General features: G+C 66.1%; 23 protein-coding genes. 8 read left to right on the forward strand and 15 right to left on the reverse strand.

What is annotated here, in order from left to right; translation table 11 throughout:
• Window positions 1–200: 200 nt before the first annotated feature.
• Window positions 201–2,147: a hybrid sensor histidine kinase/response regulator gene (locus AC07Y9_RS16250; RefSeq protein WP_102679798.1), complete on the forward strand. Its 1,947-nt coding sequence runs from the start codon at window positions 201–203 to the stop codon at window positions 2,145–2,147.
• Window positions 2,148–2,201: 54 nt separating this feature from the next.
• Here AC07Y9_RS16250 and AC07Y9_RS16255 read toward each other — a convergent pair whose 3' ends face one another.
• Window positions 2,202–3,569 carry a cation:proton antiporter gene (locus AC07Y9_RS16255; protein ID WP_102679763.1) on the reverse strand — a complete coding sequence of 456 codons (1,368 nt, stop codon included), beginning with the start codon at window positions 3,567–3,569 and terminating at the stop codon, window positions 2,202–2,204.
• A gap of 310 nt (window positions 3,570–3,879) precedes the next feature.
• On the opposite strand from AC07Y9_RS16255, the gene AC07Y9_RS16260 reads away from it, so the two are divergent.
• Window positions 3,880–4,110 (forward strand): hypothetical protein, encoded by a 231-nt coding sequence (locus tag AC07Y9_RS16260; RefSeq protein WP_102679761.1) that lies wholly within the window; start codon window positions 3,880–3,882, stop codon window positions 4,108–4,110.
• 47 nt (window positions 4,111–4,157) lie between these two features.
• On the opposite strand, the gene AC07Y9_RS16265 is transcribed toward AC07Y9_RS16260, so the two are convergent.
• Window positions 4,158–4,715 (reverse strand): ATP-dependent Clp protease proteolytic subunit, encoded by a 558-nt coding sequence (locus AC07Y9_RS16265; protein ID WP_007925475.1) that lies wholly within the window; start codon window positions 4,713–4,715, stop codon window positions 4,158–4,160.
• Window positions 4,716–4,912: 197 nt separating this feature from the next.
• On the opposite strand from AC07Y9_RS16265, the gene AC07Y9_RS16270 reads away from it, so the two are divergent.
• Complete coding sequence (locus AC07Y9_RS16270; RefSeq protein WP_053261281.1) at window positions 4,913–5,122, forward strand: hypothetical protein; 210 nt, start codon at window positions 4,913–4,915, stop codon at window positions 5,120–5,122.
• Between the two features lie 157 nt (window positions 5,123–5,279).
• Here the strand turns inward: AC07Y9_RS16270 and AC07Y9_RS16275 are convergent, their stop codons facing one another.
• A complete protein-coding gene (locus tag AC07Y9_RS16275; RefSeq protein ID WP_102679760.1) occupies window positions 5,280–6,671 on the reverse strand; it encodes an aldehyde dehydrogenase family protein in 1,392 nt (463 codons plus the stop codon).
• A gap of 101 nt (window positions 6,672–6,772) precedes the next feature.
• Here AC07Y9_RS16275 and ptrR point away from each other — a divergent pair, with 101 nt between their 5' ends.
• Complete coding sequence (gene ptrR / locus AC07Y9_RS16280) at window positions 6,773–7,636, forward strand: putrescine utilization regulator PtrR (RefSeq protein ID WP_102679759.1); 864 nt, start codon at window positions 6,773–6,775, stop codon at window positions 7,634–7,636.
• 71 nt (window positions 7,637–7,707) lie between these two features.
• On the opposite strand, the gene AC07Y9_RS16285 is transcribed toward ptrR, so the two are convergent.
• From AC07Y9_RS16285 to AC07Y9_RS16295, 3 genes are all read right to left on the reverse strand, one after another.
• A complete protein-coding gene (locus AC07Y9_RS16285) occupies window positions 7,708–9,231 on the reverse strand; it encodes a sensor domain-containing diguanylate cyclase (RefSeq protein WP_102679758.1) in 1,524 nt (507 codons plus the stop codon).
• A gap of 168 nt (window positions 9,232–9,399) precedes the next feature.
• A complete protein-coding gene (locus tag AC07Y9_RS16290) occupies window positions 9,400–11,817 on the reverse strand; it encodes a DUF3772 domain-containing protein (protein WP_102679757.1) in 2,418 nt (805 codons plus the stop codon).
• 176 nt (window positions 11,818–11,993) lie between these two features.
• Window positions 11,994–13,013: a helix-turn-helix domain-containing protein gene (locus AC07Y9_RS16295; RefSeq protein WP_102679756.1), complete on the reverse strand. Its 1,020-nt coding sequence runs from the start codon at window positions 13,011–13,013 to the stop codon at window positions 11,994–11,996.
• A 79-nt stretch (window positions 13,014–13,092) separates the two neighbouring features.
• On the opposite strand from AC07Y9_RS16295, the gene AC07Y9_RS16300 reads away from it, so the two are divergent.
• Complete coding sequence (locus AC07Y9_RS16300; RefSeq protein ID WP_102679755.1) at window positions 13,093–13,959, forward strand: phytanoyl-CoA dioxygenase family protein; 867 nt, start codon at window positions 13,093–13,095, stop codon at window positions 13,957–13,959.
• A 20-nt stretch (window positions 13,960–13,979) separates the two neighbouring features.
• Here AC07Y9_RS16300 and AC07Y9_RS16305 read toward each other — a convergent pair whose 3' ends face one another.
• On the reverse strand, window positions 13,980–14,198 hold the full coding sequence (locus AC07Y9_RS16305; RefSeq protein ID WP_102679754.1) for a hypothetical protein: 219 nt from the start codon (window positions 14,196–14,198) through the stop codon (window positions 13,980–13,982).
• Window positions 14,199–14,240: 42 nt separating this feature from the next.
• A complete protein-coding gene (locus AC07Y9_RS16310) occupies window positions 14,241–15,584 on the reverse strand; it encodes an erythromycin esterase family protein (RefSeq protein ID WP_102679753.1) in 1,344 nt (447 codons plus the stop codon).
• Between the two features lie 372 nt (window positions 15,585–15,956).
• Here AC07Y9_RS16310 and AC07Y9_RS16315 point away from each other — a divergent pair, with 372 nt between their 5' ends.
• Window positions 15,957–16,706: an SDR family NAD(P)-dependent oxidoreductase gene (locus tag AC07Y9_RS16315; RefSeq protein WP_007925493.1), complete on the forward strand. Its 750-nt coding sequence runs from the start codon at window positions 15,957–15,959 to the stop codon at window positions 16,704–16,706.
• Here the strand turns inward: AC07Y9_RS16315 and AC07Y9_RS16320 are convergent.
• Together AC07Y9_RS16320 and AC07Y9_RS16325 are read right to left on the reverse strand one after the other, a co-directional pair.
• Window positions 16,703–17,668 carry an AraC family transcriptional regulator gene (locus AC07Y9_RS16320; RefSeq protein ID WP_102679752.1) on the reverse strand — a complete coding sequence of 322 codons (966 nt, stop codon included), beginning with the start codon at window positions 17,666–17,668 and terminating at the stop codon, window positions 16,703–16,705. The two genes, AC07Y9_RS16315 and AC07Y9_RS16320, sit on opposite strands and share 4 nt — an antisense overlap.
• Before the next feature lie 108 nt (window positions 17,669–17,776).
• Window positions 17,777–18,670, reverse strand: coding sequence for a LysR family transcriptional regulator (locus AC07Y9_RS16325; protein ID WP_102679751.1), 894 nt, complete (start codon window positions 18,668–18,670; stop codon window positions 17,777–17,779).
• Window positions 18,671–18,819: 149 nt separating this feature from the next.
• Here AC07Y9_RS16325 and AC07Y9_RS16330 point away from each other — a divergent pair, with 149 nt between their 5' ends.
• Together AC07Y9_RS16330 and AC07Y9_RS16335 are read left to right on the forward strand one after the other, a co-directional pair.
• The gene (locus AC07Y9_RS16330; RefSeq protein ID WP_102679750.1) at window positions 18,820–19,593 is read left to right on the forward strand and encodes an SDR family NAD(P)-dependent oxidoreductase; all 774 of its coding nucleotides are present in this window, start codon (window positions 18,820–18,822) and stop codon (window positions 19,591–19,593) included.
• A 45-nt stretch (window positions 19,594–19,638) separates the two neighbouring features.
• On the forward strand, window positions 19,639–20,946 hold the full coding sequence (locus tag AC07Y9_RS16335) for an MFS transporter (RefSeq protein ID WP_102679749.1): 1,308 nt from the start codon (window positions 19,639–19,641) through the stop codon (window positions 20,944–20,946).
• 114 nt (window positions 20,947–21,060) lie between these two features.
• Here AC07Y9_RS16335 and AC07Y9_RS16340 read toward each other — a convergent pair whose 3' ends face one another.
• The 5 genes from AC07Y9_RS16340 to AC07Y9_RS16360 form a co-directional block, all read right to left on the reverse strand.
• Entirely contained in the window at window positions 21,061–21,474 is a 414-nt protein-coding gene (locus AC07Y9_RS16340) for a CBS domain-containing protein (protein WP_007925499.1), read from the reverse strand.
• A gap of 81 nt (window positions 21,475–21,555) precedes the next feature.
• The gene (locus tag AC07Y9_RS16345; RefSeq protein WP_102679748.1) at window positions 21,556–21,735 is read right to left on the reverse strand and encodes a con-10 family general stress protein; all 180 of its coding nucleotides are present in this window, start codon (window positions 21,733–21,735) and stop codon (window positions 21,556–21,558) included.
• Between the two features lie 194 nt (window positions 21,736–21,929).
• Window positions 21,930–23,159 (reverse strand): MFS transporter, encoded by a 1,230-nt coding sequence (locus tag AC07Y9_RS16350; RefSeq protein WP_102679797.1) that lies wholly within the window; start codon window positions 23,157–23,159, stop codon window positions 21,930–21,932.
• Between the two features lie 180 nt (window positions 23,160–23,339).
• The gene (locus tag AC07Y9_RS16355; RefSeq protein ID WP_102679747.1) at window positions 23,340–24,053 is read right to left on the reverse strand and encodes an SGNH/GDSL hydrolase family protein; all 714 of its coding nucleotides are present in this window, start codon (window positions 24,051–24,053) and stop codon (window positions 23,340–23,342) included.
• A gap of 10 nt (window positions 24,054–24,063) precedes the next feature.
• Window positions 24,064–26,553 carry a TonB-dependent receptor plug domain-containing protein gene (locus AC07Y9_RS16360; RefSeq protein ID WP_102679746.1) on the reverse strand — a complete coding sequence of 830 codons (2,490 nt, stop codon included), beginning with the start codon at window positions 26,551–26,553 and terminating at the stop codon, window positions 24,064–24,066.
• Between the last annotated feature and the right edge of the window lie 24 nt (window positions 26,554–26,577).

The following is a 26,577-nucleotide window of genomic DNA, read 5'->3' on the forward strand; positions in this document are numbered from 1 at the left end:
CATGAAGTCGGTTTATAGGGCCTGCGGGATCCAGTTGTATGTTCAATTGGAGGACCGGGGGCCTAGCGGTCTGACTGAGCGACGCGCGGCATTTACCGGCTGGCTGGCCGCACTTGCGTTGGCCGCGTGCCGATGGCCAGACAATCGACCCTACTGGCCCATGCAAAAGAATGCATAAAAATAGCCTGGCGGAGACCGATATGGCTGATCAGCCGCGCAGAGTTCTGGACGAGGACCGTTTTCGCTTGCTGGTCGAAGCGGTGGTCGACTACGCGATCTACATGCTCGATCCCCAGGGCATCGTCACCAGCTGGAATGCCGGCGCCAGGCGGTTCAAGGGCTACCAGGAAGCGGAAATCCTCGGCGCGCACTTTTCCTGTTTCTACACCCCCGAAGACCGCCAGGCCGGGCTGCCGGAGCGCGCGTTGCATACCGCGCTCACCGAGGGGCGTTTCGAGGGCGAGGGTTGGCGGGTGCGCAAAGACGGTACGCGCTTCTGGTGCCATGTGGTGATCGACCCGATCCGCGATTCCAGCGGGCAGCTGCTGGGTTTCGCCAAGATCACCCGGGACCTGACCGAGCGTAAGATCGCCGAAGAAACCCTCAAGCAGAGCGAGCAGCAGTTTCGCCTGCTGGTGCAGAGCGTCACCGACTACGCCATCTATATGCTCGACCCCGACGGTCGGGTCAGCAGCTGGAACCTCGGCGCGCAGCGGATCAAGGGCTACCTGCCGCAGGAAATCATCGGCGAGCATTTCTCGCGCTTCTACACCGAGCAGGATCGCCTCGACGGCGTGCCCCAGCGGGCCCTGGAAATCGCCACCCGCGAAGGCCGTTTCGAGAAGCAGGGCTGGCGGGTACGCAAGGACGGTACGCAGTTCCTCGCCCATGTGATCATCGATCCGATCCGTGGCGATGCCGGTGAGCTGTTGGGGTTCGCCAAGGTCACCCGCGATATCAGCGAGACGGTCGAGGCCCAGAAGGCCCTGGAAAGTGCCCGCGAGGCGCTGTTCCAGGCGCAGAAACTGCAAGCCATCGGTCAGCTCAGCGGCGGCATCGCCCATGACTTCAACAACCTGCTGACGGTGATTCTGGGCAACCTGGAGCTGGCGCGCAAACGCATCGGCGACGACCCGAAACTCTCGCGCCTGCTGGACAATGCGGTGGTCGGCGCCGAGCGTGGGGTGTCGCTGACCCAGCGCATGCTGGCCTTTGCCCGGCGCCAGGAACTCAAGACCGAGCCCGTGGCCCTGACGCAGTTGATGACCAACCTCAGTGGCTTGCTCGGCAGCTCGCTGGGCCCCCAGGTGACCATCCTCACCGAGCTGCCCGAATCCCTGCCGACAGTGCTAGCCGACGTCAACCAGCTGGAGTTGGCAGTGCTCAACCTGGCGACCAATGCCCGCGATGCGATGCCGGGCGGTGGCACCCTCGTGTTCAAGGCCGATCTGTGCGACAGCGGCCAGGCCGCCGGCGTCAACCTGCCCCATGAGCGTTATGTGCGCCTGTGCGTGATCGACAGCGGCGAAGGCATGGACGAGCAGACTCTGGCCCTGGCCGCCGATCCGTTTTTTACCACCAAGGGCGTGGGCAAGGGCACGGGGCTTGGCTTGTCGATGGTGCATGGCCTGGCCGAGCAATTGGGGGGCCGGCTGATCCTCAAGAGCCTCAAGGGGCAGGGCACCACCGCCGAGTTGTGGTTGCCCCTGGCGAGCCAGGCGACCCCCGTCGTCCCGCCTCGTTTGCCGGCTCCGGACTCGCAGCAGCAGCCTCTGTGCGTGCTGGTGGTCGACGACGACAGCCTGGTGCTGACCAGCACCACACTGCTGCTCGAAGACCTCGGGCACCAGGTGCTCTGCGCGATGTCCGGCGCCCAGGCGCTGCAACGTTTCGCCGAATACCCGGCGATCGACCTGATGATCACCGACCTGGCGATGCCGGTGATGGACGGCGGGCAACTGGCGAGCGCCGTGCGCGAGCTGCGCCCGGACCTGCCGATCATTCTCGCCAGCGGTTACGCCCAGCGCCTGGAGGGGCTGGCCGCGGCCTTGCCGCGGGTGCCCAAGCCCTACACCCAGTTGCAGTTGATCGAGGCGCTGGCGCAAGCGGTGAGACAAACGCCGTCCAGCCTCAGGACGTGCCGCTGACCGGTTTAGCTCGCCGGGTGCTGACAATCTCCAGGCGCCCTGCATTCTGTTGGCTTATCCCGGTGCCCGGTCGGGATGGCGCCGGCGTTTCTTATTGCGTTCGTAGCGGGCGAGCATCGGTTGGGTGCTCAGGCCGTGGGCCAGGATGCTCAAGGCCACCACCGACAGGGTGAGGTTGCTGCTGGCGTCGGCCAGCGCCGGGTCGAGGCCGTGGTTGAGGGCATAGAACAGGTAATAGAGGCTACCGATGCCGCGGATGCCGAACCAGCCGAGCAGCAGGCGCTGGCGGTCGTCGAGCAGGCGGCCCCAGGGGATCAGCAAGACGCTGAGCGGGCGGATCAGCAGGAACAGCAGGGCGCCGACAGTCAGCGCATGCCACTCCCAATGGGCGACCAGCACCACGCCGAGCAGGGTCACCAGGAACACTTCCATGGCCCGTTCCACCAGGCCGCCGAAGGCCAGCATGTCGCCGAGCATGATGCCCGCCGCGACCTGGCTCTCCTGCAGGGCCTCGACGTCGCCATGCACCGCCTGCGCCGGATCGACGTGCTGATGGCCGACCACCGGTTGCACCAGGTGTTCGGCCGGCGCCCGGGCATGGTCGCTGGAGTGCACCTCGGCCTGGCGCAACCCCAGGGCGGCGGCGAACACCGCGAGAAAACCGTAGCCGTGGATCAGTTCCGCCACCACATAGGCCAGGGCGATCAGGGCGAAGGTCAGGTAGTCGTTCGGCGAGACCGTGCTGTCGGCGTGCTTGATGCGCAGGTGCAGGGTCAGGTGGCCGAGGCCGCGGCCCATCCAGTAGCCGCTGAGCAGCCCCGCGGGTACCGCCCAGAGCAGGCTGAACAAGGCCCAGTCGCCGAGCCAGGCGCCGGGGTCGTTGCCCTGGCGGGTCAGCAGCAGGCCGAGGATCACGAAGGGAAACGCCACGCCGTCGTTCAGCCCGGCCTCGCCGGACAGGCCGAAGCGCACCCGGTCGTAGTCCTGGGCATCGCTGACCTGGACCAGGGTCGCCAGCACCGGGTCGGTCGGGGCGAGGATCGCACCGATCAGCAGCGCCAGTCCCCAGGGCATGTGCAAGGCGTAGTGGAGCAGCAGGCCGACCCCGGCGATCGACAGCAGCATCACCGGCCCGGCCAGGCCGAACGCGATGCGCCAGCTGCGGCTGTTGAGCGGCAACCTGAGCTTGAGGCCGCTGACGAACAGCGAGAACAGCACCGCCACTTCGGTCAGGTGTTCCATCCAGCCCGCGGCCTGGTGGATGTCCAGTTGCAGCAGGCCCAGGCCGACGGGGCCGATGGCGATCCCCAGCGCCAGGCAGACCACCGAGGTGGTCACGGGCATCCAGCGCAGGTAGGAGGAGGTCAGCGCGAGGATCAGCAGCACCGCGCCCAGGACTGCGACCCAGGCAATGAAGGTCATGCCGGCCTCGGGTCGCGCGCAGCGAGGCTGCCTTGAGTGTTGGCAGGCCCGGCCAGCGGCGCGGCGATCATGAACGGGCTCGGGACGACAGGCATGGACAGATCCTCATGAGCGCGGACGTACAAGGCAGGAACCCTCGACAGCTCGAAGCGGCGGGTCCTCAAGCTGAAGACGCCCGCCAGGCCCGGACGTTCCACCGGAGAGCCGTACGGCAGGCGCCATGGCCATTCGTCCAGTGCTTCGCACCCGGGGCGCGGGCCGGTATCGAACAAGAACAGGCAATGCCGTCCGGACCGATATGGAGGTGCTTATGACTCGCCAGCCCGTTGATCCGCGCAACGATCCGCAGAACGATCGCACGTGCGCCCCCGAACCGCTGGAACCGCAGGATGCCCACGGGTTGCCCGGCTACCCCGGGCGGGCCGCGTCCAGGGATGAGAAACCGCTCGCCAGGAGCCCGGCCAATCGCCCCGAACCCGAACCGGGCGCCACGGAGCCGGGCAACGAAACCCCGGAACAGGACAACGAAAAGTCCGGTTGAGGCCTTGGCGCAGCGACGGGGCCGCCTGCTCGCCCGGGGCAACAGGGTCAGCCGCCCGAGACTTTCCAGTGCCTGACGTCGTCGGCGAAGACCACCTGGCGCACCTCGTGGGCGATGCCGTAGGCCAGCGACTCATGGGCGGCGATGACCTTTTCCTCGGCCGACAGGCATTTGAAGATGTCCAGCTGGGTCGCCGCGTCGGCGGTTTCCAGCTCGTAGATTTTCACGTAGCGCGCCAGGTCGTTGTCCAGGCTGGAGAGGTATTCGCGCAGGCGCTGGTGATCCACCGAGCTCTGGCTGAAGTACCAGTTCATCGGATGGATCAGAAAGCGCGAATGCGGCGCGGTGATGCGCCGGTTGGCGGCGAGAAACATGATGATGCCCATGGACTCGATGTTGCCGGCGTTGATCGCGCACAGCGGCACCGGCAGCGATTTGAGAAAGGTGTAGAGGGTGAAGCCGAAGTTGGTGCTGCCGCCGGTGGTGGAAAGATTCAGCAGCAGCGAGGTGGCGCCTTGTTCGATGGCTTCCAGGCAACTGTCGCGAAAGCGTTCGGTGGTGCCCTGGTCGATCTGGCAGTGAAAATGCACGATGTGCTCGGTCATCGGACGGCCTCCCGGTGTGGGCCACGGTGCGTGACCTGGCTCTACGATTGAGCCCGGGTGGCGGCGAAAGTTTCGCTGAGCAGGTGTCTGGCCAGGAGGGCCGGGCGACCGCTCATCCATTGCCTTGCACCCCCTGGCCCGGCCCGCTGCCTAACGGAGTAGGGCCTGGATTCACCGGGCCTGCCGTGAGGTGCACCATGTCCCAGTCGATGCATGACCCCAGCGAGCCCCGCACTCCTGAACCTGACCCTCTGCAACCGGCTCGCCGGCACGACCCGGTGATCGATCCCAACGTCAACGGCGATGCCGAACGCGATAAGCGGCGTGACGATGACAGGGAACGGCCAATGATCCCCGATCTGCCGGCACCGAACGAACCGACGCCACTGTCCGATGACCGCCGCTGACCGTGACACGACGGGTGGCTGAAGGAACAGGAGACCCACTGTAGGAGCGAGGCTTGCCCGCGATGAGCCTGAGAACGCCGCGCGTATCGGCTGGATTCACGTCATCGTTGGCGATCATCGCGAGCAAGCTCGCTCCTACAGTGTCGGGGGTGGGGGATCAGTTGCGGTCCAGCCACACCGTCTGCGCGTTGCAGAATTCGCGGACGCCGAAGTGCGACAGCTCACGGCCGAAGCCGCTTTTCTTCACGCCGCCGAAGGTCACCCGCGGATCGCTGGCGCAATAGCCGTTGATGAACACGCCGCCGGTTTCCAGCTCGGCGGTCAGGCGTTCGGCCAGGGCGACATCCCGGGTGTAAATAGTCGAGGCCAGGCCGAATTCGCTGTCGTTGGCCAGTTCCAGGGCGTGTCGGGCATCCCGGGCACTGATGATCGAGGCCACGGGGCCGAACAGTTCCTGCTTGAACGAGGTCATCCGGTCGGTGACGCCGGCCAGCACCGTCGGCAGGTAGAAGTTGCCCGGACCCTCGGCCTTGGCGCCGCCCAGCAGCAGGGTCGCGCCTTCGCTCAAGGTGGCCTGCACTTGTTCGTCCAGTTCGTCGCGCAGATCGAAGCGCGCCATGGGGCCGATGTAGGTGGCGTCGGCCAGCGGATCGCCGACTACCAGCTGGCGAGTGGCGGCGACGAACTTCTCGGTGAAGGCCTCGACCACCCCTTGCTCGACGATCAGGCGCTTGGCGGCGGCGCAGACTTGCCCGGTATTCTGGTAGCGGCCGATGACCGCGGCCTGCACGGCGGCGTCCAGGTCGGCGTCGTTGAGCACGATAAAGGGGTCGGAACCGCCGAGTTCCAGCACGCATTTCTTCAGGGCCGCGCCGGCCTGGGCGCCGATGGCGATGCCGGCGCGCACGCTGCCAGTCAGGGTCACGGCGGCGATCCGCGGATCGGCGATGGCCCGGGAGACGCCGTCCGCGGTGACGTTGATCACCTCGAACACGCCCTGGGGGAAACCGGCGCGCTGGAAGGCTTCCAGCAGCAGGTAGGCGCTACCCATGACGTTCGGCGCATGCTTGAGCACATAGGTATTGCCGGCGATCAGCGCCGGCACCGCGCCGCGCAGCACCTGCCAGATCGGGAAGTTCCACGGCATCACCGCGAGGATCGGGCCCAGCGGCCGGTACTCGATGCGCGCCTTGCCGCTCGGCACCGCGGCCGGCTCGGGGGCGAGCATCGCCGGGCCTTCGGCGGCGTACCACTCGCAGAGCTGGGCGCATTTCTCGATCTCGCCGCGGGCCTGGGCGATTGGCTTGCCCATTTCCAGGGTGATGCTGCGGGCCAGGGTTTCGCCGTTGTCGCGCAGAGCCTTGGCCAGGGCCAGCAGCAGGGCCGAGCGCTGTTCCAGGCCGGTGCGGCGCCACTGGGCGGCGGCCGCGGCGGCGCGGGCGAGGGCGGCGTCCAGCGCCTCGGCGGATTCATAGGGGTAATGGGCGATCTGCTCGCCCGTGGCGGGGTTGATCGAAAGGGCGTGTGTCTGGCTGGAAACCGGGGTCATGGCAGCGTCCTGTGGGCTGGGGAATGGTCGCAGGTTAGGCTGGTACAGGGCTTATGAAAACTGAATAATAAAGAGCCTATCTTTCACGTTTGGAGAATGAGATGGACCTGGTGCAGCTGGAAATCTTCAAGGCGGTGGCCGAGCAGGGCAGCATCAGCGCCGCGGCGCAACTCATCCACCGGGTGCCATCCAACCTGACCACGCGTATCAAGCAGCTGGAGCAGGATTTGGGGGTGGAGCTGTTTATCCGCGAGAAAAGCCGCCTGCGCCTGTCGCCGGCCGGCTGGAGTTTCCTCGACTACGCCCGGCGCATTCTCGACCTGGTGCAGGAAGCGCGGCTGACGGTCGCTGGCGAAGAACCCCAGGGCCCGTTCTCCCTCGGCTCCCTGGAGAGCACGGCGGCGGTGCGGATTCCGGCCTTGCTGGCGGCCTATAACCAGAAGCACGTCAAGGTCGAGCTGGACCTGTCCACCGGCCCCTCCGGGACCATGATCGATGGCGTGCTGTCCGGGCGCCTGACCGCGGCCTTCGTCGATGGCCCGGTGCTGCACCCGAGCCTGGAAGGCGTGCCGGTGTTCGACGAGGAAATGCTCATCATCGCGCCGCTGGGGCATGCGCCCATCAACCGCGGGCGCGACGTCAACGGCGAGAGCATCTACGCCTTTCGCGCCAACTGCTCCTACCGTCATCACTTCGAACGCTGGTTCAGCGAGGATGGCGCGGTGCCCGGCAAGATCCACGAACTGGAGTCCTACCACGGCATGCTGGCCTGCGTCAGTGCCGGCGCCGGCCTGGCGCTGATGCCGCGCAGCATGCTGGAAAGCATGCCGGGCTGCAGCACGGTGAGCATCTGGCAGCTGGCGCAGCCGTTCCGGTTCCTGCAGACCTGGCTGATCTGGCGCCGCGGCACGGTATCGCGCAGCCTGACCCACTTCGTGCGCCTGCTGGAGGAACGCGGAGTCTGAAGCGGCAAGCTTAGAGCTTGTAGTTCTTGCAGCTTGCCGCTTGCCGCTCAGAGCTTGCCGCTTAGAGCCGCTTACAAGGTCGGCACGGTCTGGTTGCGCCCCGCGCGCTTGGCCATGTACAGCGCCGAGTCGGCCTGCATCAAGAGGGTCTTGAACTCGGGCGTGGCGGGCACGCAGCTGTAGACGCCGAGGCTGATGGTCACGACGCCGCCGGGGTTGTCGACATGCTCGATCGCCAGTTCCTGTACCGCCAGGCGGATGCTCTCGGCCAGCACGTAGGCGCCGCCAGGCTCGGTGTCCGGCAGCAGCACCGCGAACTCTTCGCCGCCGTAGCGCACCGCCAGGTCCGAGGGGCGCTGCACGCACTGGCTGATGGCTCGGCTGACGGCGCAGATGCAATGGTCGCCCGCCACATGGCCATAGCGGTCGTTGAAGCTCTTGAAGTGGTCGATATCGAGCATGATCAGGCTGATCGACGAGCGCTGCCGGGCCGCACGCAGCCACTCCAGTTCCAGGTTGCGCTCCAGGTGCCGGCGGTTGGCCAGGCCGGTCAGGCCATCCTGCAACACCAGGGTCTCCAGCACCGAGCGGGCTTTCTTCAAATGGCTTTCCACCCGCAGGCCCTTGCGCACCTGTTTGAACAACAGGATGCCGACCAGCAGATTGATCAGCAGCACCACGGCGATCATCGCGGTCAGCTGGTAGGTATCGGCGCGCCAGTTGCTGAGAATGGACTCCTGGGAATTGGCCGCCGCCACCACCAGCGGGTACTTGTACAGCACCCGATAGCCGAACAGGCGGTCGACGCCGTCGATGATCGACTTGACCATGACCGTGTCCGCGGGGGCACGGGGTATGTGCACGGAGAAGATTTCGCCCCGGGCCAGGGACGCACCGATGAGCTTCTCGTCGAACGGCCGCCTGGCGATGATCGTGCCCTGGGGCAGGGCGAGAAAGATCGCGCCCTTGTCGTCGATGCTGAAACGATCGAAGAACTTGTCGAAGTACTCCATCTTGATGGTCGCCAGCACCACGCCCTTGAAGTTGCCCTGGGCGTCGTTGACCCGGCGCGAGAACGGGATCACCCAGTCGCCCGTGGTCTTGCTGCGCAGGGCCGCGCCGACCCTGGGGGACAGGGTTGCATTCTCGCGGTGGAACTTGAAGTAGTCGCGGTCCGAGTTGTTCGCCTTTGGCGGCTTGTAGTCGAACGAGGTGAGCACCCAGTTGCCTTCCCGGTCATAGAAGAACAGGCCGTGCAACTGTTCGGTGGTGAACACGCGCTTTTTCAGCAGCTTCTGGGTTTTTTCCAGGGCCTGGGGCGACAGGTCGTCGAGGCGCTCGATCAGCTCTTCGAGAATCAGGTTGGCTTCGTCGAAGGTATCGGTCGCCTGTTGTGCCATGGACAGGGCCAGGTTGCCGGAGATCAGCCGGGCTTGCGCCAGTTCATGGGCCTTGCTGTTGATGACCTGGATGCCATAGATGCTGAGAATCGACACCGCGACCACCATCAGGAAGGCGATGGTGACCGCCAGTGCGGGAAGTCGTTTCGACTCCAGGGCAATGTCTTCGGGGCTGATGTCGGGTTTTCCGTCCATGGTGTTCCTTGTCTTGCCGGGAGTGAAACAGGGCTGTCGTCGGGTTCCTCGATGACAGTTGCCGCTCGTTGAAAAAGTTGCCAGGGCCTTAGCCACGATAGCTCAGTGCTTTCCATCGCAAGATAAAAAACAGGACGCTCGCCGGCGGTGCGCCCTGCAGGGGCCGGTTCATGCGCTAGGCTGGGCCGGTGGCTCGCCAGCCGCCTTGTCCTGGCTGTCGCTGATCAGCATCAGGTTCTGCGGCGACGACAGGGCGATGCCCACTTCGCGCAGGCGCCCGAGGATGGTGAACAGCAGGTCGCTGCGGGCGCCGGACACCGAGCGCGGGCTGCCGACGTAGCCGCTGACGCTGATGATCAGGCCGTTGCTGGTCAGGTCCTTGAACGATACCGAGGTCGCCGGCGCCTTGAGAATCGCCTCGTGCTCGGCATAGGCCTGCAGCAACAGCTCGCGCACCTGCAACACATCGGTTTCCAGGGGCAGGGTGAGGGTGATGCCGACCACGCCCAGGGCGTTGTCCATGGTCACGTTGCGCACGTTCTGCGAGATGAACTGCGAGTTCGGCACGATCACCGTGGAACGGTCGGACATCTGGATTTCCGTGGCGCGCACGTTGATCCGCCGGATATCGCCCTCGACCCCGGCCAGGCTGACCCAGTCGCCGACCTTCACCGGCCGCTCGGTGAGCAGGATCAACCCGGAAATGAAGTTCTGCACGATGGCCTGCAGGCCGAAACCGATACCCACCGACAGGGCGCTGACCACCCATGTCAGGTTGGTCAGGTTGATCCGCAGGGTCGACATCACCACGATCGCCAGCAGGACAAAGCCGATGTAGCCGACCAGGGTCACCAGCGAGGCACGCATGCCGGCGTCCATGTTGGTTTCCGGCAGCAGCCGCTCGCTCAGCCAGCGCTTGAGCACACGCACGGCGAACATCCCGCCGACCAGGAACGCCGCCGCCAGCAGCAGGTCCTGGGGCACGATGTTGAGGTTGCCCAGGGACCGGCCGCTGACATCCAGTTGGGCAAAGCCTTCCAGCAGTTCCCCCGGGCTCGAGCCGGACGGCATGAAGGCCAGCAGGGCCGCGGTGAACAGCAGCAGGGTCCGGCCGATGCCCGCCAGCACGGTGGTGGCCTGGGCCTGGTGGCGCGGCGACAGGCCCAGGGCCGCCGCCAGCGCCAGGCCGCCGGGCTGCTTGGGCGACAGCAGGGTTTCGCAGAGGTCGCCGAAGCAGGCGATCAGCAGGTAGGCGCTGGTGGTCACCACGCTGATCCACAGCAGCTTGACGGTGAGGAAGTACGCCAGGCTCAGGTAGCCGCTGAGCAGCGACAGCAGGATCACCGCCACCCAGACCGCCACGATGAAGGGCAGCAGCCCGGCGATGCCGGTGGGGCGCTCCAGCTCGAAGCGCCGGCGGGTACGGCGATGGCGCAGCAGGGCGAAGAAAAAGATCAGCGCGGTGACCAGCGCTGTCAGGCCGTTGACCGCTACGGTCAGGGCCAGGCTGCTGGCGATCACGCTGTTGATCCGTTCCTCGCCGGCGGTGAGCAGCAGCGCCAGCGCGAGGATCAGCGGGAACGGCCCCAGGGCCGTGGCGATCTGATCGGGAATCGGCGGCAGGCGCCAGGACGGCCGCGACAACATCAACATGGCGCGGCCGAGGCCGACGATGAAGGAGCAGAAAATCAGCAGGGTCAGCCACTGGCCGATCAGGTTGAGCACATCGGCGCTCAGCGTCGCGCTGTTGACCAGCCCCCAGCGCAGCAGCGAGGCGGCGGCATTGATGGTGACGATGGTCGCCAGCCCCACGGTCAGCGCCAGGGCGCTGCGGCGCAGGCGGCCTTCGGGCAGCCAGCGGATCATCGACCAGATCGCCAGGCGTTCCAGCAGGCGCCGGCCGACCACCCAGATCAGCGCCGCGATGACCAGCGTGGTAATGAACAGCCCGCGATTGCCGGGGGCAAGCGCCGTATCGAATGCGGTCCAGACTTCGTCGGAGAGACGGTTCAGGCGTCCGAGGTCATCCTCGGTCGGGCGGATCAGCGTGGACCAGAAGGCCGGGCTGAGGGGGCTCGCCGAGCGGGTGCTGATCTGCGAATTGAACAGGCTGCGCCGCAGGTTGATGATCTGCGCGGCGAGGTCGCGGCCGGACTGGCTGAGCAGGTTGGCCTGGCGCTCTTCGTCGAGCAGGTTGTCCTTCTGCGCGCTCAGCACCTGGCGCTGGCTGGTCAGGCTGGGCGCTTCGTCGGGCAACGGTGGGCCGAGGACCTTGAGTTGGTCGTCCAGGCGCTCGATATCGGTGGCGCGCAGGGCGATCAGGCTGTCGGCCTGCTTCTGCACTTGCAGCGCGGCCTGGCGCAGGTCCGAGAGCAGGTCGTCGTTACCGCTCGCCGACACGCTCTGGCGGATCAGCTCCAGCCGGTCGTTGAGCTGCTCAAGATCCGCGCCCTCGGCCAGCAGCGGCAGCTGATTGCGGGCAACACTCTGCGGCCCGGACGCCGGGGCCGCGAAGGCCGGCAGCGCAATACACAGCAACAGGGCCAACAGCCCCATCCCCCAGCGGTTCTGTCTCACTCGCCGCATCTGTCATGTCCTCTTTTGCTGTTCACCAGCCCTGACGAGCATAGACCGCGCCATCGCGGCATAAATTCCCCGGTGGGCGGCCCGCTGCCGTGGCGATCAGGGTGGCGCAGCATGCCGGTTTACGCGGCGTTCGAGAACGGGGGCGGTGAAAAAATCCCTAAGGGGAAACCAGCCGCTCAGCGCCGGCCGCCACGATAGGCCCCCGGTGGCAGCCCGGTCCACTGTTTGAAGGCGCGCTGGAAGGCGCTGGGTTCCGAGTAGCCCAGGCGTTCGGCCAATTTGGCGACGCTCACCGAGCCGCGGGCGAGCAGGGTGCAGGCCAGGTCCCGGCGCAATTCATCGCGCACCCCGAGGAAGGTCACGCCGAGCGCCGCCAGGCGGCGGGCCAGGGTCTGCCGCGAAATGCCCAGGGCCCTGGCCGCCTCGAGTTCCGACAGTCCGGCAAAGGGCTCGGCGGCGCACAGCAAGGCGCGCAGGTGGGCTTCGAAGCTGGCCAGCGGGCCGGGGGCGATCACCGCCGGCAACAGGTGGCGGGCGAAGCGCGCCGCTTCCGACGGCCGGCGCATCAGCGGCGCCTGCAGGTTTACCGCCGGCAGCTCCAGCCATGGCTGCGCGGCGAAAGCCGGTTGGCGGCCGAACAGAAAGCGCGTTTGCGCGGTGAAGGCGCCGAGGTGCCCGGGCAGGACGATCCGCCGCAGCGGCAGGGTTTCGCCGGTGAGCCAGCTGCCGGTGTGCCAGAGCGCCAACAGCAGCATATGCGGCCAGAGCACCGAGTCGGTTTGCGCCCCGGGGCGCGGCGTCAGCACCAGGCGGGCAATCCTGGCGTGCTTTTCCAGGCGCCAGGGCGGCGAATCGTCGAACAGCTTGTAGAAGCGCGCGGCCTCTTCGAAGGCATCGGCCAGGGTCGGCAGATGCACCAGCAGCCGCAGCAATTGCTCGAAGCTGCCCGGCGGCACGGTGCGGGCGAAGAACCCCAAGGCTTCGTCGGCGCCGACGCCCACGGCCAGGCGACTCAAGGCGCGGTAGTTGAGCGGCGCCACGCGATAGCCGTCGCGCAGGGCCTCCCTGGGCAAGTCGCAGCGTTCGAGCAGCGCGGCGCGTGCGTCGGCGTCGAGACGCAGTTGCCCCAGCATCTCGCGCACAAAACGCGCGGGAATGGTCGGGGCGACGATCCAGTGCGGGTAAGGGCGGGTCATGTCAGTTGAGGCAAAGCGTCATTGGCGGCCACTCCGGCGTCCTGCAGATTGATACGACCCACTCCCAAGGAGCCAGTCGATGACAACCACAACCTTGCCCGAGCGGCACGACTATATGAGCAGCGGATGCGCCAGGACCTATCGATCGACCGCCGGTACCCAGCCCGCCGTGCCCGCGGTGCAGCTCGACGAGCTGATGGCCCGCCTGCAACGCGACGGCTTCGTGGTGCTCGAACGGCTGTTCGATGAGCAGCAGGTTAGTCGCATGCGCGAGGATCTGCTGGGACGTTTCTGCCAGACCGGGCGCAACTCGTTCGAGGGCGCACGCACCCAGCGGTTGTACGCGGTGATTGCGAAAACGCGGGTCTGCGATGGGCTGGTGGAGCACCCGCTGATCCTGGGCCTGCTGGACCGACTCCTGGCGCCCAATTACCTGCTGTCGCAGCTGCAGGCGATCAATATCCTGCCGGGCGAGTGCGCCCAGCACCTGCATTACGACGATGCCTTCTATCCCATGGCCCGCCCGCGGCCGGCCTATGGCGCGGCGACGATCATGGCCCTGGACGACTTCACCGGCGACAACGGCGCCACCGTGGTGATTCCCGGCAGCCATCTGTGGGACGGGCGCCTGCCCACCGCCGCCGAACAGGCCGCCGTGCTGCCGGTGGTCATGCCCAAGGGCTCGGTGGTGTTTTTCCTCGGCACCCTCTGGCACGGCGGTGGCGCCAATCGCAGCGGCGCGCCACGCCTGGCGCTGACGGCGCAGTACTGCGAACCCTGGGCGCGCCAGCAGGAGAACTTCATCCTGTCGACCCCGCGCCATGTCGCCCGGCAATGCAGCGAACACATCCAGCGCATGCTGGGGTACTCGATCCACGCGCCGTTCATGGGCATGGTCAATGGCATGCACCCCAAGCGCATGCTCGAAGAGCCGCAGGGGCGCTGAGTGCTGCCAGGCCGAGGGGCTCAGTTGCCATCGGCGACCTTCCTTTCTATCTCGGCGATTTTCCTGGCGATGTCCTCGGCCTCCTGCTCATTGCCTTGCGCAGGGCCAGGCGTGGCGGCGTCATCGAGGCCATGGCTCTGTTCTTCCTTGTCGCCAGGGTCCGGCTGCCCGGGGCGTTCTTCGGCGACGGTCCCAGAGGCCGATGTGGATGCTTTCGGATAGTGCGATTCAGGATTCATGGCGGGGCCCTCGCTGGGGTTCTTTATCGCCAAGGGGGAGGCCTATACCCCGAAAGGAAAGGTGTCTTCTTCATGACTGAGACCACTCGCCACCGGCAGCGGGGTAACGGCGCCGGTTGTTTCATGCCAGACCAGCGCATCGAACTGCTCGCCCAGCACCGCCTGGAAATAATGGCTCTGGCGCTCCGTCGCGGGCCGGTAGATGACGCCGATCGCCCGCTCCAGCAGCGGCTCGGATAGCGCCTGGCGCAGGTCTTCGCGCTCGGGGGCGCGCCAGTCGGTCAGCGAGGCGGGAATGCCCGCCTGGAGAAACTGCTGCTCCCAGCTGTCCGCAAGGGAAGGCCGCACCTCCTTGACCCCCATGTCACCGTCCCAGTTATCAGCGGCCACCACCTGGCCGCGGTCGGTGCTCATGCCGATCAGCACCGCAGCGTCGCCGTAGGCCGTGCGGCACAGCTGGCCGATGTTGAATTCGCCGCGCCAGCCCATGTCGGTCGCCGCCGCGTTGCCGATGTGCGAGTTATGCGCCCAGACCACCGCCTTGGCGCCCGCGCCACGGTGCGTGAGCAAGGCTTGCAAGGTATCGAACATGTGCTTGTCGCGCAGGTTCCAGGAGGCGGCCGAGCTTCGGTACATAGCCCGGTAGTACTGTTCGGCAGAGCGTACGACCCGGGCATTCTGGGTGGCGCTGAACAGCGCTTCAGGATTGCTGGCAAGGCGTTCGCTCAACAAGGTGTTCAACTGCTGGACCACCGCTTCCTCGCAGGAAGCCTCGTGCCCGCGCTCGACGAAATGGCCATACAGCGCCGGGTCGTCCTGCCAGGGCGTCAGGCAGCCATAACGGTGACGTGCTTCATGCGCCAGCCGGGCGTCGGTGCGATCGAGGTAGGCCAGCACTTCGCTGATGGAATTGCGCAGGCTGTAGACATCCAGCCCACGAAACTCGACGCGCTGCTGCGCGGGCAGGGGGCGATTGTGGCGGTGCAGCCAACGGATGAAGTCGCACACCTCGACGTTGCGCCACATCCAGCTCGGAAAGCGGCTGAACGCCTGCTGCCCGGCGGTGGGCGGGCCCAGATCGCGCACATGCCGGTCGATGTGTCCGGCGTCGGGCCAGTCGGCCTCGATGGCGACGATGCCGAAGCCGTGGTGGGTGATCAGCCGTTGGCTGATGGCCGCGCGGGCTTGATAGAACTCGCGGGTGCCGTGGCTGGCTTCGCCGATCAGCACCACCCTGGCGTCGGCATAACGGTCGAACAGCTCGCCGAAAGCCGCGGACTCGAGGGCGGGCAAGGGTTCGGCGTAGCGGCGCAGCAGCGCCTGGAGCCTACTGACGGGCTCCTTGCCACGCCCGGAGATCTCCTGCCGGCCTTTGCGTGGGTTCATGGCGCAGCCTCCTTCCAGGTAGAGGATCTGAATTGCCAGGGTCGATACAGAGAAGACGTCGCCGAAGAGAGGGCGTTCCCGCCTGGGGACCGAAGGTCGGCCAGTCAACGCCTGGATGCCATCAGCCCACCGGTAAACACCGGCTGTGGCCAGGATATCAATGGGCCTTGGCCACGCCCTGCAGCTTATGAGCGGGCCATCGAAGAAGCGGTGGTGCAAAGGGTCGCCGCGTCTCTGGACGATGGCGAAGCTATTTTGGAGGACCGGCTATTACCCGTTCGTGGCGTCGCTCATAAGCTGGGTTCGTCGACCAAAGGCCAGTTGTTCAAGGCCTGGTCAGCGTTTCTGAACCTGCAAGAGAAGCACACGAGAATGAAAAGACTGCACAAGAAAATCGCCCTGGTCACCGGCTCGTCCAAAGGTATCGGCGCCGCCATCGCCAAGCAGCTGGCCAGGGACGGCGCCACGGTGATCGTCAACTACAGCCGCGGGCGCGAAGAGGCCGAGCGGGTGGTCGAAGAGGTCCTGCAGGCGGGCGGTCGCGCCCATGCCATCCAGGCGGATGTCGCCAATGCCCTGGAAGTGAAGGCGCTGTTCAAGGCCATCGTCCATGAGCACGGCCATCTCGATATCCTGGTGAACAACGCCGGTGTCTATTCCACCGCGCCCCTGGCCGAGATCGATGAGCAGGAGTTCCACCGCCAGTTCAACCTCAACGTCCTGGGCCTGATTCAGTGCACCCGCGAAGCGGTCGGGGTGTTCAACCCGGACGGCGGCAGCATCGTCAACATCAGCTCCAGCGTCACCTCGTTCACCCCGGCCCATTCGACGGTCTACACCGCCTCCAAAGGTGCGGTGGACGCCATCACCAGGACCCTGGCCAACGAACTGGGGCCGAAGAACATCCGGGTCAACTCGGTCAACCCCGGGCTGGTGGTCACCGAAGGCGTGCATGCCAGCGGCTTTTTCGAGGATGCCTTCCGGCAGAAGATCGAAGCCATCACCCCCCTGGGGCGGATCGGCAAGCCCGAGGACATCGCCCCCGCGGTGGCCTTCCTCGCGTCCAGTGACGCCGGGTGGATCACCGGCGAGATCCTGGTGATCGGCGGCGGTCTGCACTAAACCTTGGAATCAGCCTTGGAATCAGCCTCGACGGTGGCCGACTGCTCGCGCTGGTACTGGCGTGGCGAGTGCGACATGACCCGCTTGAACGCGGTGCTGAAGGCGCTCTCCGATTCATAGCCCAGGGAAAACGCGATGGTCGCCACCGAGTCGCTGGAGTTTCTCAGGCGATCGCCGGCCAGCAGCATGCGCCAGTGGGTCAGGTATTCCATCGGCGCGGCGCCGACGATCTGCTTGAAGCGCAGGGCAAAGGCCGAGCGCGACATGGCCGCCAGCCGCGCCAGCTGCTCGACTGTCCAGCGTCGCGCCGGAGCGGCGTGCAGGGCGCTCAGGGCGGCGCAGAGGTTGCGGTCCGCCAGGCCGAAAAACCAGCCCATGTCATCGCGGTCCAGGCCGTTGCGTTCCAGGGCCGCGAGGTGGGCCCGCAGCACCTCGACCAGCATGATGTGCGCCAGGTGCTCGTTCATCAGCGAGCGGCCGGGCCGCTGCTGTTGCAGCTCGGCGGTAAAGCGTTCCAGCGCCCAGCGCAGGATCGACGCCTGCGGCGAGTGGCCCTGCACATGCACCAGCGAGGGCAGGGTACTGAGCAGGAACCGGGTAGGAATACCGCTGAAGTCGAAACGCCCGCCCACCAGTTGCACATCGTCGCCGCCGTAATCGAGGGTGAGTTCGTCCGGGGCCGGGGTTTGAAAGAAGCCTGCGGAATCCATGGCCGGCACGGACAGATCGCTGGACAAGGTAAAGGGCAGGCCCCGGGTCATCAGGAAGCAGTCGCCTTGCTGGAGGTGCTGCGGCGCTTGTTCGCCACTAACCTTGACCCAGCAGCTGCCCTTGACCACGGCCGTGAACTTGATGCCGGCCCGGCTGGGAAAGTCGAAGGCCCAGTCGCCGCCCAGCTTCAAGGCCGCCGAATGGTAGTTACGGATTCTCAGCAGCGAAAGGACACCGGAAAGCGGATCCATGGGGCACCTTTTTGGACGATTGGCAAATTTGAACCGACTTTAGCATGCCGATAATCCTGGAGCGGGGCTGCCAGGAGGAAATCCTCGGTCCAGGGTTGTCGCCGAAAATCATTGCCCGCGGCCCTGAAAGAACACGTCGCCGATCACCCCGAACACGGTGCTTTTCAGGGCATTGTCCAGCTCCACCCAGGCCAGGCCGGTGCTCGCCCGGTAATCCCCCAGTTCCAGGGGGCGGACCACGACGTTGGCGGGTAATGCGCGCCCGGCGTGGGCGGGCAGCAAGCCAATGCCGAGCCCGGCGGACACCAGGGCGAGCATGGTGGTGAACTCGCCCAGTTCCGCGGCAACTTCCAGTTGCCGGCCATGGCTGTTCAGCACTTGCATCAGTTGATCGTGAAAGCCCGGGGCGTAACGCCTGGCCAGGATCAACACCGGCAGTTGCGCCAGCGCCGCCGGTTGCAGGGTGGCGCGCGAGGCCAGCGGATGATCGCTGGGCAGCGCGACCATGAAACGCTCCTGCAACACCTCCCGGGTCTGGATGCCGGGAATGATCGCCGGCAGGCGCATCAGGCCGAAGTCCAGCTGGCCGTTTTTCAGCGCCGTGGCCTGGTCCGGCCCCGGCATGTCCTTGAGTTCCAGCTCGATACGCGGGAAGCGCTGATGCAGGGCGCGGATCAGCGTCGGCAGGAACTCCGGCAGTACCGAGGAAACGAACCCCAGGCGCACGCGGCCGATTTCCCCACGGCCCGAAGCCCTGGCCACATCCATCGCATGAGCCGCCTGATGCAAGGTCGCGCGGGCCTCGGGCAGGAAGATCGCCCCGACCTCGGTCAGCGCCACGGCGTGGCGGTTGCGTTCGAACAGGCGCACGCCCAATTCCTCCTCCAGCAGCTTGATCTGCATGCTCAAGGCTGGCTGGACGATGGCCAGCCGTTGCGCCGCGCGGCCGAAATGCAGCTCCTCTGCCAGGGTCACGAACGAGCGCAGGTGTTTGATTTCCATCGGGCGACTCCAGGCTGAAAGCGATTCGAGGCAGTGATCACGAGGATTGATTACCAGATCACCAATGACGATTGGACAGCACCCGCCAGCTGCGTTGAAGTGCCCGCAAGGCCCATTTAAAAAAACGCGGCCGTCTTGCGGAGAAAAGCATGTCATTCAATCCCGGTTGTTTCCAGCTGGATGGGAGAAGGGCCCTGATCACCGGTTCAGGCAAGGGCATTGGCCTGGAACTGGCCCGGGGCCTGGGCGCCGCCGGCGCCAAGGTGGTGATCAACGATCGTAATAGAGACAAGGCCCAGGCCGCTGCCCGGCAGTTGCGCGACGAGGGCATCGGCGCGGAGATCGCGGTGTTCGACGTCACCGATCGCGCCGGGCTGTTCGAGGCCATAGACACCTTCGAGGCGCAGGTCGGGGCCATCGACATCCTGGTGAACAACGCCGGCATCCAGCGGCGCGCACCGCTGGAGGATTTCGCCGCCGAGGACTGGCACGCGCTGATGCGGGTCAACCTGGACGGGGTGTTCCATGTGTCCCAGGCCGTGGCGCGGCACATGATCGGCCGGCGCCGCGGCAAGATCATCAACATCTGCTCGGTGCAGAGCGCGCTGGCCCGGCCGAGCATCGCCCCGTACGCGGCGTCCAAGGGCGCGGTGAAGATGCTCACCCAAGGCATGTGCGCCGAATGGGCGCGCCATGGCATCCAGGCCAACGGCCTGGCCCCGGGCTATTTCGCGACCGAAATGAACCGGGCGCTGATCGACGACCAGGGGTTTTCCCAATGGCTGTGCAAACGCACGCCGGCCGGGCGCTGGGGCCGGGTCGAGGAACTGTGCGGCACGGCGGTGTTCCTGGCCTCGGCGGCCTCGGACTTCATCAATGGCCAGACGATCTTTGTCGACGGAGGATTGACCAGCGTCGTTTGAGCCCTGCAGCCGTACCTGAAAAACAACAACAAACAGGGGACACCCATGAGCCATCTCAACGAACCGGCACTGCCGCCGCACACCCGCGACCAGGCCGGGCATGCGCCAACCACCGCCACGGGCTTCGCGCCCAGGCGCTGGCTGTACCTGATCCCGCTGATCTTCATCACCTACAGCCTGGCCTATCTGGACCGGGCCAACTATGGCTTCGCCAGTGCGGCGGGCATCGAGCAGGACCTGGGCATCAGCAAGAGCACCTCGTCACTGATCGGCGCCTTGTTCTTCCTCGGCTACTTCTTCTTCCAGGTGCCCGGCGCCATCTACGCGCAGCGCTACAGCGTGCGCAAGCTGGTGTTCTGCAGCCTGATCCTGTGGGGCCTGTGTGCGATGGCCACCGGCCTGGTGACCAATATCCCGATGCTGATGGTGATCCGGGTGTCGCTGGGCATAGTCGAAGCCGCGGTGATGCCGGCGATGCTGATCTTCATCAGCAACTGGTTCACCCGCCAGGAGCGTTCGCGGGCCAATACCTTCCTGGTGCTGGGCAACCCGATCACCGTGCTGTGGATGTCGGTGGTCTCGGGCTACCTGATTCATGCCTGGGGCTGGCGCGAGATGTTCGTCATCGAAGGCGCGCCGGCGGTGCTGTGGGCGTTTGTCTGGTGGCGCCTGGCGCGGGACAAGCCCGAGCAGGTCGACTGGCTCAGCCGGCAGGAAAAAGACCGCTTGGCCGCCATCCTCGCCGAAGAGCAGAAAGGCCTGAAGGCGGTGCGCAACTATCGCCAGGCCTTCACCAGCCCGGTGGTGATCCAGCTCTGTGCCGTGCATGCCTTATGGAGCATCGGCGTCTACGGTTTCATCATGTGGCTGCCGACCATCATCAAGCAGGCGGCCGCCACGGACATTGTCACGGTCGGCTGGCTGAGCGCGGTGCCTTATGTCGCCGCCGTCGCCGCCATGCTCGCGGTGTCCTGGGCATCGGACCGCTCCGGGCGGCGCAAGTCGTTTGTCTGGCCGCTGCTGGGGGTGGGCGCGCTGGCGTTCTTCTGTTCGTACTTGCTGGGGCCATCCCACTTCTGGCTGTCGTTCGCCTTGCTGACCGTCGCCGGCGCCGCGCTCTACGCGCCTTACGGACCGTTTTTCGCGCTGATCCCGGAAGTGCTCCCGGCCAATGTGTTCGGCGGGGCGATCGGCCTGATCAACGCCTGCGGCGCGCTGGGGGCCTTTGTCGGTTCGTGGATCGTCGGCTATCTGATCGGCCTTACCGGCAATCCCGGGGCGGCCTATGTGTTCATGACCCTCGGCGTGCTGTCTTCGGCGCTGCTGATGGCCGTGGTGAAGGTCCGGCGTTGAGATCACGCCGGGCGACGACAGAACCCGGGGCCGACGGCTGCCTCGCCATTGCGCCGGCCCACCGGGTAGATACCGGCCGTGGCCGCTCGGCCACTGCCGTCTGGGTCCAGGCTATCAATGGGCCTTGGCCACGCCCTGCAGCACCGTGCTGTTGGCCTGGCTATCGTGGGCCTTGACGATATTGCCCAGGGACACCACGCCCACCAGGCGTTTCTGGCGATTGACCACCGGCAGGCGCCGCAGCTGGATATCGGCCATGTTGCGGGCCACTTCGTCGACCTCCTGGTCGTCGAAGCAATAGCGAATGTCATTGCTCATGACGCTGCTGATCGGCATATCGCAGCTTTGGCCCTTGGCCACGGCACGAATGACGATATCGCGGTCGGTGATCATGCCGACCAGCCGGTCCTCGTTGTTCACCAGGATCGCGCCGCTGTCGATGCTGGCCATCATGTTGGCGACTTCCCGCAGCGTCTGTTCGGGGCGTGCGGTCTGTACGTTACGGGTCATGACTTCAGAGATCTTCATCATGCTTCTCCTCGAAAGGCCGGGCCGCGGTGGCCCGGCATGAAAGCAAGGGCCCAGGCCCTCGCAGGTAAGGCTCAACGATCAGCTACGACCTCCACGGGCGCCGCCGGGCTGGCCGCCTTTCTTGTTGGCGTCCGATGCTTTCTGCCGGTCGTGGGCAACGTTACCACCCGATGCCTGGCCACCTTTCCTGCCGGCTTCGGATGCTTTTTGACGATCGTTGGCAAAATTCCCGGGATTGGAATGTCCGGTGTTAGCCATGATTCGCTACCTCCTGGTCGATTGAATTTCGCTCGCCGTTGCAGCAAGCACTAATTGGGAGTGCCGGGATTTTTCAAAAGTTGAAATTTGTTCGGCGGCGTACGACGAGTGGTTAGCCGCTAGGGACAGGGCCTTCGAGGGTGCGTTCTGTCCGTCTTCGGCAAAGGTTTCTGAACGCCGCTCACCAGCCCCGATCACGCGTGCTCGGCGCCTGCGACAAAACGCGTACGGCGAGCCAAGGCGAACAAGGCCAGGCCAATGACCAGGAACAGCCCGAGCGCGAGGTTGCTGGCGGTGACGATGCCGCAGGCGTCCACCAGCAAACCCATGGGCACCGGCGTGGCGTTGAACAGGTAGACGGTGGCGTAGAAATACGCAATCAATTTGCCGTGGCTGTGCCGGGGCGCCAGCTGGTTGACCAGGCGGGCATTGCCGACGAACAGCGCGCCATAGGCATAGCCACCGATCGCCAGCCCCGGCAGGGCGAGGTACAGGGCCTGGCTGTAGCAGGCCAGGAGCAGGACCAGCAATGCCAGGCATTGGCACAGCCAACCGCTGAGCAGCGCCTGGCGCGCGTCCATGCGCTGGCAACAGAGCTGGCTGATACCGGCGATCAGCAGATAGGCCGAGACCACATAACCAAAGATTCCGCGGTCCTCCAGGCCGAACACCTGCTGCGCCACCTGCGGGCCGATCACGAACACGCAGGCGGCGAAGGACCAGCTGAAGAACACGCTCCAGGCGCACAGGTGAAAGGGCAGGCCGATGCCGCGCAAGGCTTGCCTGAGGCTGGCCGGGCGGGTGTTTGCCACCGCGGGTGCCGCCGCATCGCTGGCCGCCCGGGATGGCCAGAGGATCAGGGTCGCGACCGCCGAAGCCAGGCCGAGCGCGGCGATCAGCCAGAAGGGCGCTGCCAGGGGACGCAGGTCCAGCTGCAACGCCGCGCCGCTGACCAGCGGCCCCAGGGCCAGGCCCGAGACCATCGCCAGGGTCGCCACCAGGGCCGGCAACTTGTCGTTGTGCCCCGGGTTGAAACGCACCAGCGCCATATTCACCACCGCGGTCATCACCCCCGACCCGAGGCCGGCCAGCAACCGCGCCGTGCACAACGGGCCCAGGGCGGTGCCGTGGGCAAAGGTCGCGGCCCCCACCAGCACCAGCAGGCTGGCGGGGACGAACAGGCGGCGCAGGTCGCTGACACTGCCGGCGACCCGCGCCATGGCCACCAGGGCGATCAGTACACCAATGCCATAGGCGCCGAAAATCAGCGTCAGGTCCAGCGCGCTCAGGTCGAACTGCTCTTTGTAGAAGGGGTAGAGCGGCGTCGGAGCACTGCTGTTCATCAGGGGCACCATCAAGGACAGCGCCAGGCAAAACAAAAAGCTGCTCGAACGCCGTCCACCGGCAAGCGTGGATGCGGGCATAAGGTATGGGGTCCGTTGGGTATCGAGGTGAACGTCAGGGCGTCGGTTCGGCGCCGGCAGGCTGCTGCGAACCGGCCAGCAAATGATATCGGGCACGCCGCCGGGCACCATACGCGAAACCCCGGAGTTTGTTGGCCGGCGTCCAGGGCGGGTGCGGATGTGTGGGAGAGGGGGAGCGGCTTAGCGGCTGCAACGCTGGCGAATGACCCGCGCCGCTTCATCCGCGAGGATCTGGTAGAGCGCCGGGGAAGGGTGGAAGCCGTCCCCGGCCATCAGGCTGGCGGCCGGCTGGAAGCGGGTCGCCAGCAATGCGCAACGATCCTGGCCGGCCAGCAGTTCGACCAGCAGGCTGTTGAAGCGCCGGGCCCTGAGGCCCAGGTACCAGCGCAGCGGCTGGGGCAGGGCGGGGAACAGGTGCATGGGTGGCACGGGCAGGAAGACGATATGCCGGGCCTCGAAGCGCTCGCTCAAGAGTGCGATCAGGCGTGAGATCCGCGCCTGCCATTCGGCCGCGGCGATGCGGCTGGTGACGTCGTTGACGCCGATGGACACCAGGGCCACATCGAAGGGCTCGGCCGGGCTGTCCTCCAACAGCTGGAACAACTGTCGCGAGTCCAGCCCGGACTGTGCCCGCAGCTGCCATGACAGCTGGAAGTCGCCGGCGAGGCCAGCCACCAGCCGGCCGGCGATCGCCTCGTCCTGGGTAAGGGCGCCCACGCCCGCCGCCGCGGAGTCGCCGAGGATCAACAGGCGCAGGGCCGGCCCGCTGGCGTCGGCGTGCCTGCCTTGGCGCGGGCCTTCGGCCTCCGGCAACCTGGGGGTGACCCAGCGGGTGTACAGGCCCTGGGCGAGTAACAGCGGCCCCAGGGCCACCTTGGCGAACACGTCAGTCATGGGCAGCTACTCAGAAGGCATATTGCAGACGAGTGTAGTAGTAGCCGCCGGTGAAGCCGAAGGGCGAGTAGCTGCCCCAGTTGTCGCCGAACGACGAGTTGCTCACCCCGATATGGTCGGGGTACTTGTCGAACAGGTTCTGCGCGCCCACCGCTACGGTCAGTTGTTTGTCGAAGGCATAGGCCACGTCCAGGTCGGTGATCCACTTGGCCGAGTATTCGCGGTCCAGGTCCGGGTTGCTCGAACTGTTGACCTCGGTGTAGGTGCCGTAGCGGGTCAGTCGCAGGTTGACGTCGAAGTCGCGGATCGCCCAGTCGGCGGAGAAAATCATCTTGCTGCTGGGGGAGGTCTTGGTGAGCAGCGCCCGCGACTGGCGCCCGAGCAGCTGGAAGTTGCTGCCCAGGGCGCTCAGTTGCGCGGGGGTGTCGCTGACACTGAGGATTTGCGTGTGGTTGTAGTTCAGCGCCGCGGTCCATTTCACTGAGCCGTAGCGGGCCAGGTTCTGTCGGTAATTGCCCACCACATCGACCCCGGAGGTGCGGGTGTTGGCGCCGTTGGTGAAGTACTGCGCGCCAGCGGTGGCGGGCACGCCGATGCTGTCGAGCAGGGCGGCCACTCCCGGGCCCTGGAAGCGTTCGCTGAGCACCAGGCGGTCGCGCAGGTTGATCACGTAGCCGTCCACGGTCAGGCTCAGGTCTTCGCTGGGGGTCAGGGCAAACCCCAGGCTGAAGTTGGTCGAGCGCTCCGGTTTCAGGGACTGCGCCCCCAGCGCCTGGGCGCCGGCCGAATCCACCGGCAGGATCACATAGTTGTAGGACTGGTAGACGCCATTGATGGTGTCGAAGCCGGTCGAGCGCGCGGTGAAGATCTGGTTGGCCAGGGACGGCGCGCGAAAGCCGTTGCTGATAGTGCCGCGCAGCGCAAACACCGGGTTGAACTCATAGCGGGTGCTGAGCTTGCCGCTGCGAGTGGCGCCCACGCCTTCGTTGTAGTGCTCGTAGCGCGCGGCGACGCCCACATACCACTGCGCCACGGGGTAGAAACCTAGGTCGATGTAGCTGGCGACGCTGTTGCGGCTGATCTTCTGCTCATCCTCGGGGCTGATGCCATTGGTCACCTGGGCGCCTGGGTCGGGGCGTTGCCCGGCGCGCGGGTGGCCGGCGGGGAACACATAGCCGCCATCGATATAGGAGGCTTCGGAGCCGGCGCGGGTCTCGTAGCTTTCGCGCCGGTGCTCGAAGCCGAAGGCCAGGTCCAGCGGCTTGGCCAGGCCGATCTCGTAGCTGCGCTTCAGATCCAGGTTGCTGGTCAACTGGTCGGCGATGTAGATGCCGGAGGTGAACTTGTTCGGGGTGTTTTCCCCCAGCGACGGGTTCTGGTTGTCGTAGGTGCGCTGCTTGGCGTAGTTGCGCCCGTAGGTGCTGCTCAGGTCCCAGGCCCAGCCGCCGAAGTCTCCGCCCTTGGCGCCGAACGCCGACTGGAAGTCGGTTTCGTTGACCAGCCAGTAGGGGCTGTAGCCGTTGGGGTAACCATTGGGGCCGGTGGTGATGGTGTTGCGGCCGTTGGGCAGGCGGAAGTTCTGGCCGTCGTTGTTCTCCCGGGTCGCCAGGGTCGAGAACGAATACAGAGTCACGGCGTCGTTCAGCGGCAGGTCGAGGTTGTAGCCGACATCGGCCAGCTGGCTGCGGGGCAGGCCGTAGCCCTTGTAGGTGTGGTGGCTGGCATCGGCCTCGCGCGGGTCGGGCGAGCCGTCGGCCAGCGGGTAGTAATGGCGGCTGTAGCCGTTGCTGCCGGCCTTGTTGTCGCGCTCCTGGTAACGGCTGTCGAGGGAGACATTCAGCACCCCGGCCTCGCCGACCTGGAAGCCGTAGTTGAGCGCCTCCTGGGCGGTGCCGCGCTTGCCGTCGTAGCCCTGGCCGAGGGTGGTGTCGGAACTGCCGCCGGTGGTCTGCTTGAGGATGATGTTGATCACCCCGGAAATCGCGTCCGAGCCGTACTGCGCCGCGGCGCCATCGCGCAGCACCTCGATATGGTCGATGGACGCCACCGGGATCAGGTCGAGGTCGCTGGGCGCCGCGCCGCTGTTGATGCCGTTGATGTTCAAGGTGGCGCTGGTGTGCCGGCGCTTGCCGTTGACCAGCACCAGCACATGGGAGGCAGTGAGCCCGCGCAGGGTCGCCGAGCGCACCACGCCGCTGGCGTCCCAACCGGCGCGGTCGGGCAGGTTGAAGGACGGGATGAACTTGCTCAGCGCTTCCAGCAGGCTGGGTTTGCCCACCGCGCGCAGTTGTTCGCCGGTGACCACGTCGATCGGCGTCGGGCTGGTGGTCACGGTGCGTTCGGCGGTGCCCCGGTTACCCGTGACCACCACCGTATCGAGGGTCGGCGAGGCGCTTTCGGCGGCCGCCAGATTGAACCAAGCCAGGCCGCAGGCAATCGACAGCGGCAGCAGTAACGGGCGAAACGCAGGCACGGCGTGTTGGACGGTTGAGCTGGGCATAAGCATGAAGCTCCTGAATGTCGG

Source organism: Pseudomonas sp. GW456-L12, from assembly GCF_059424045.1.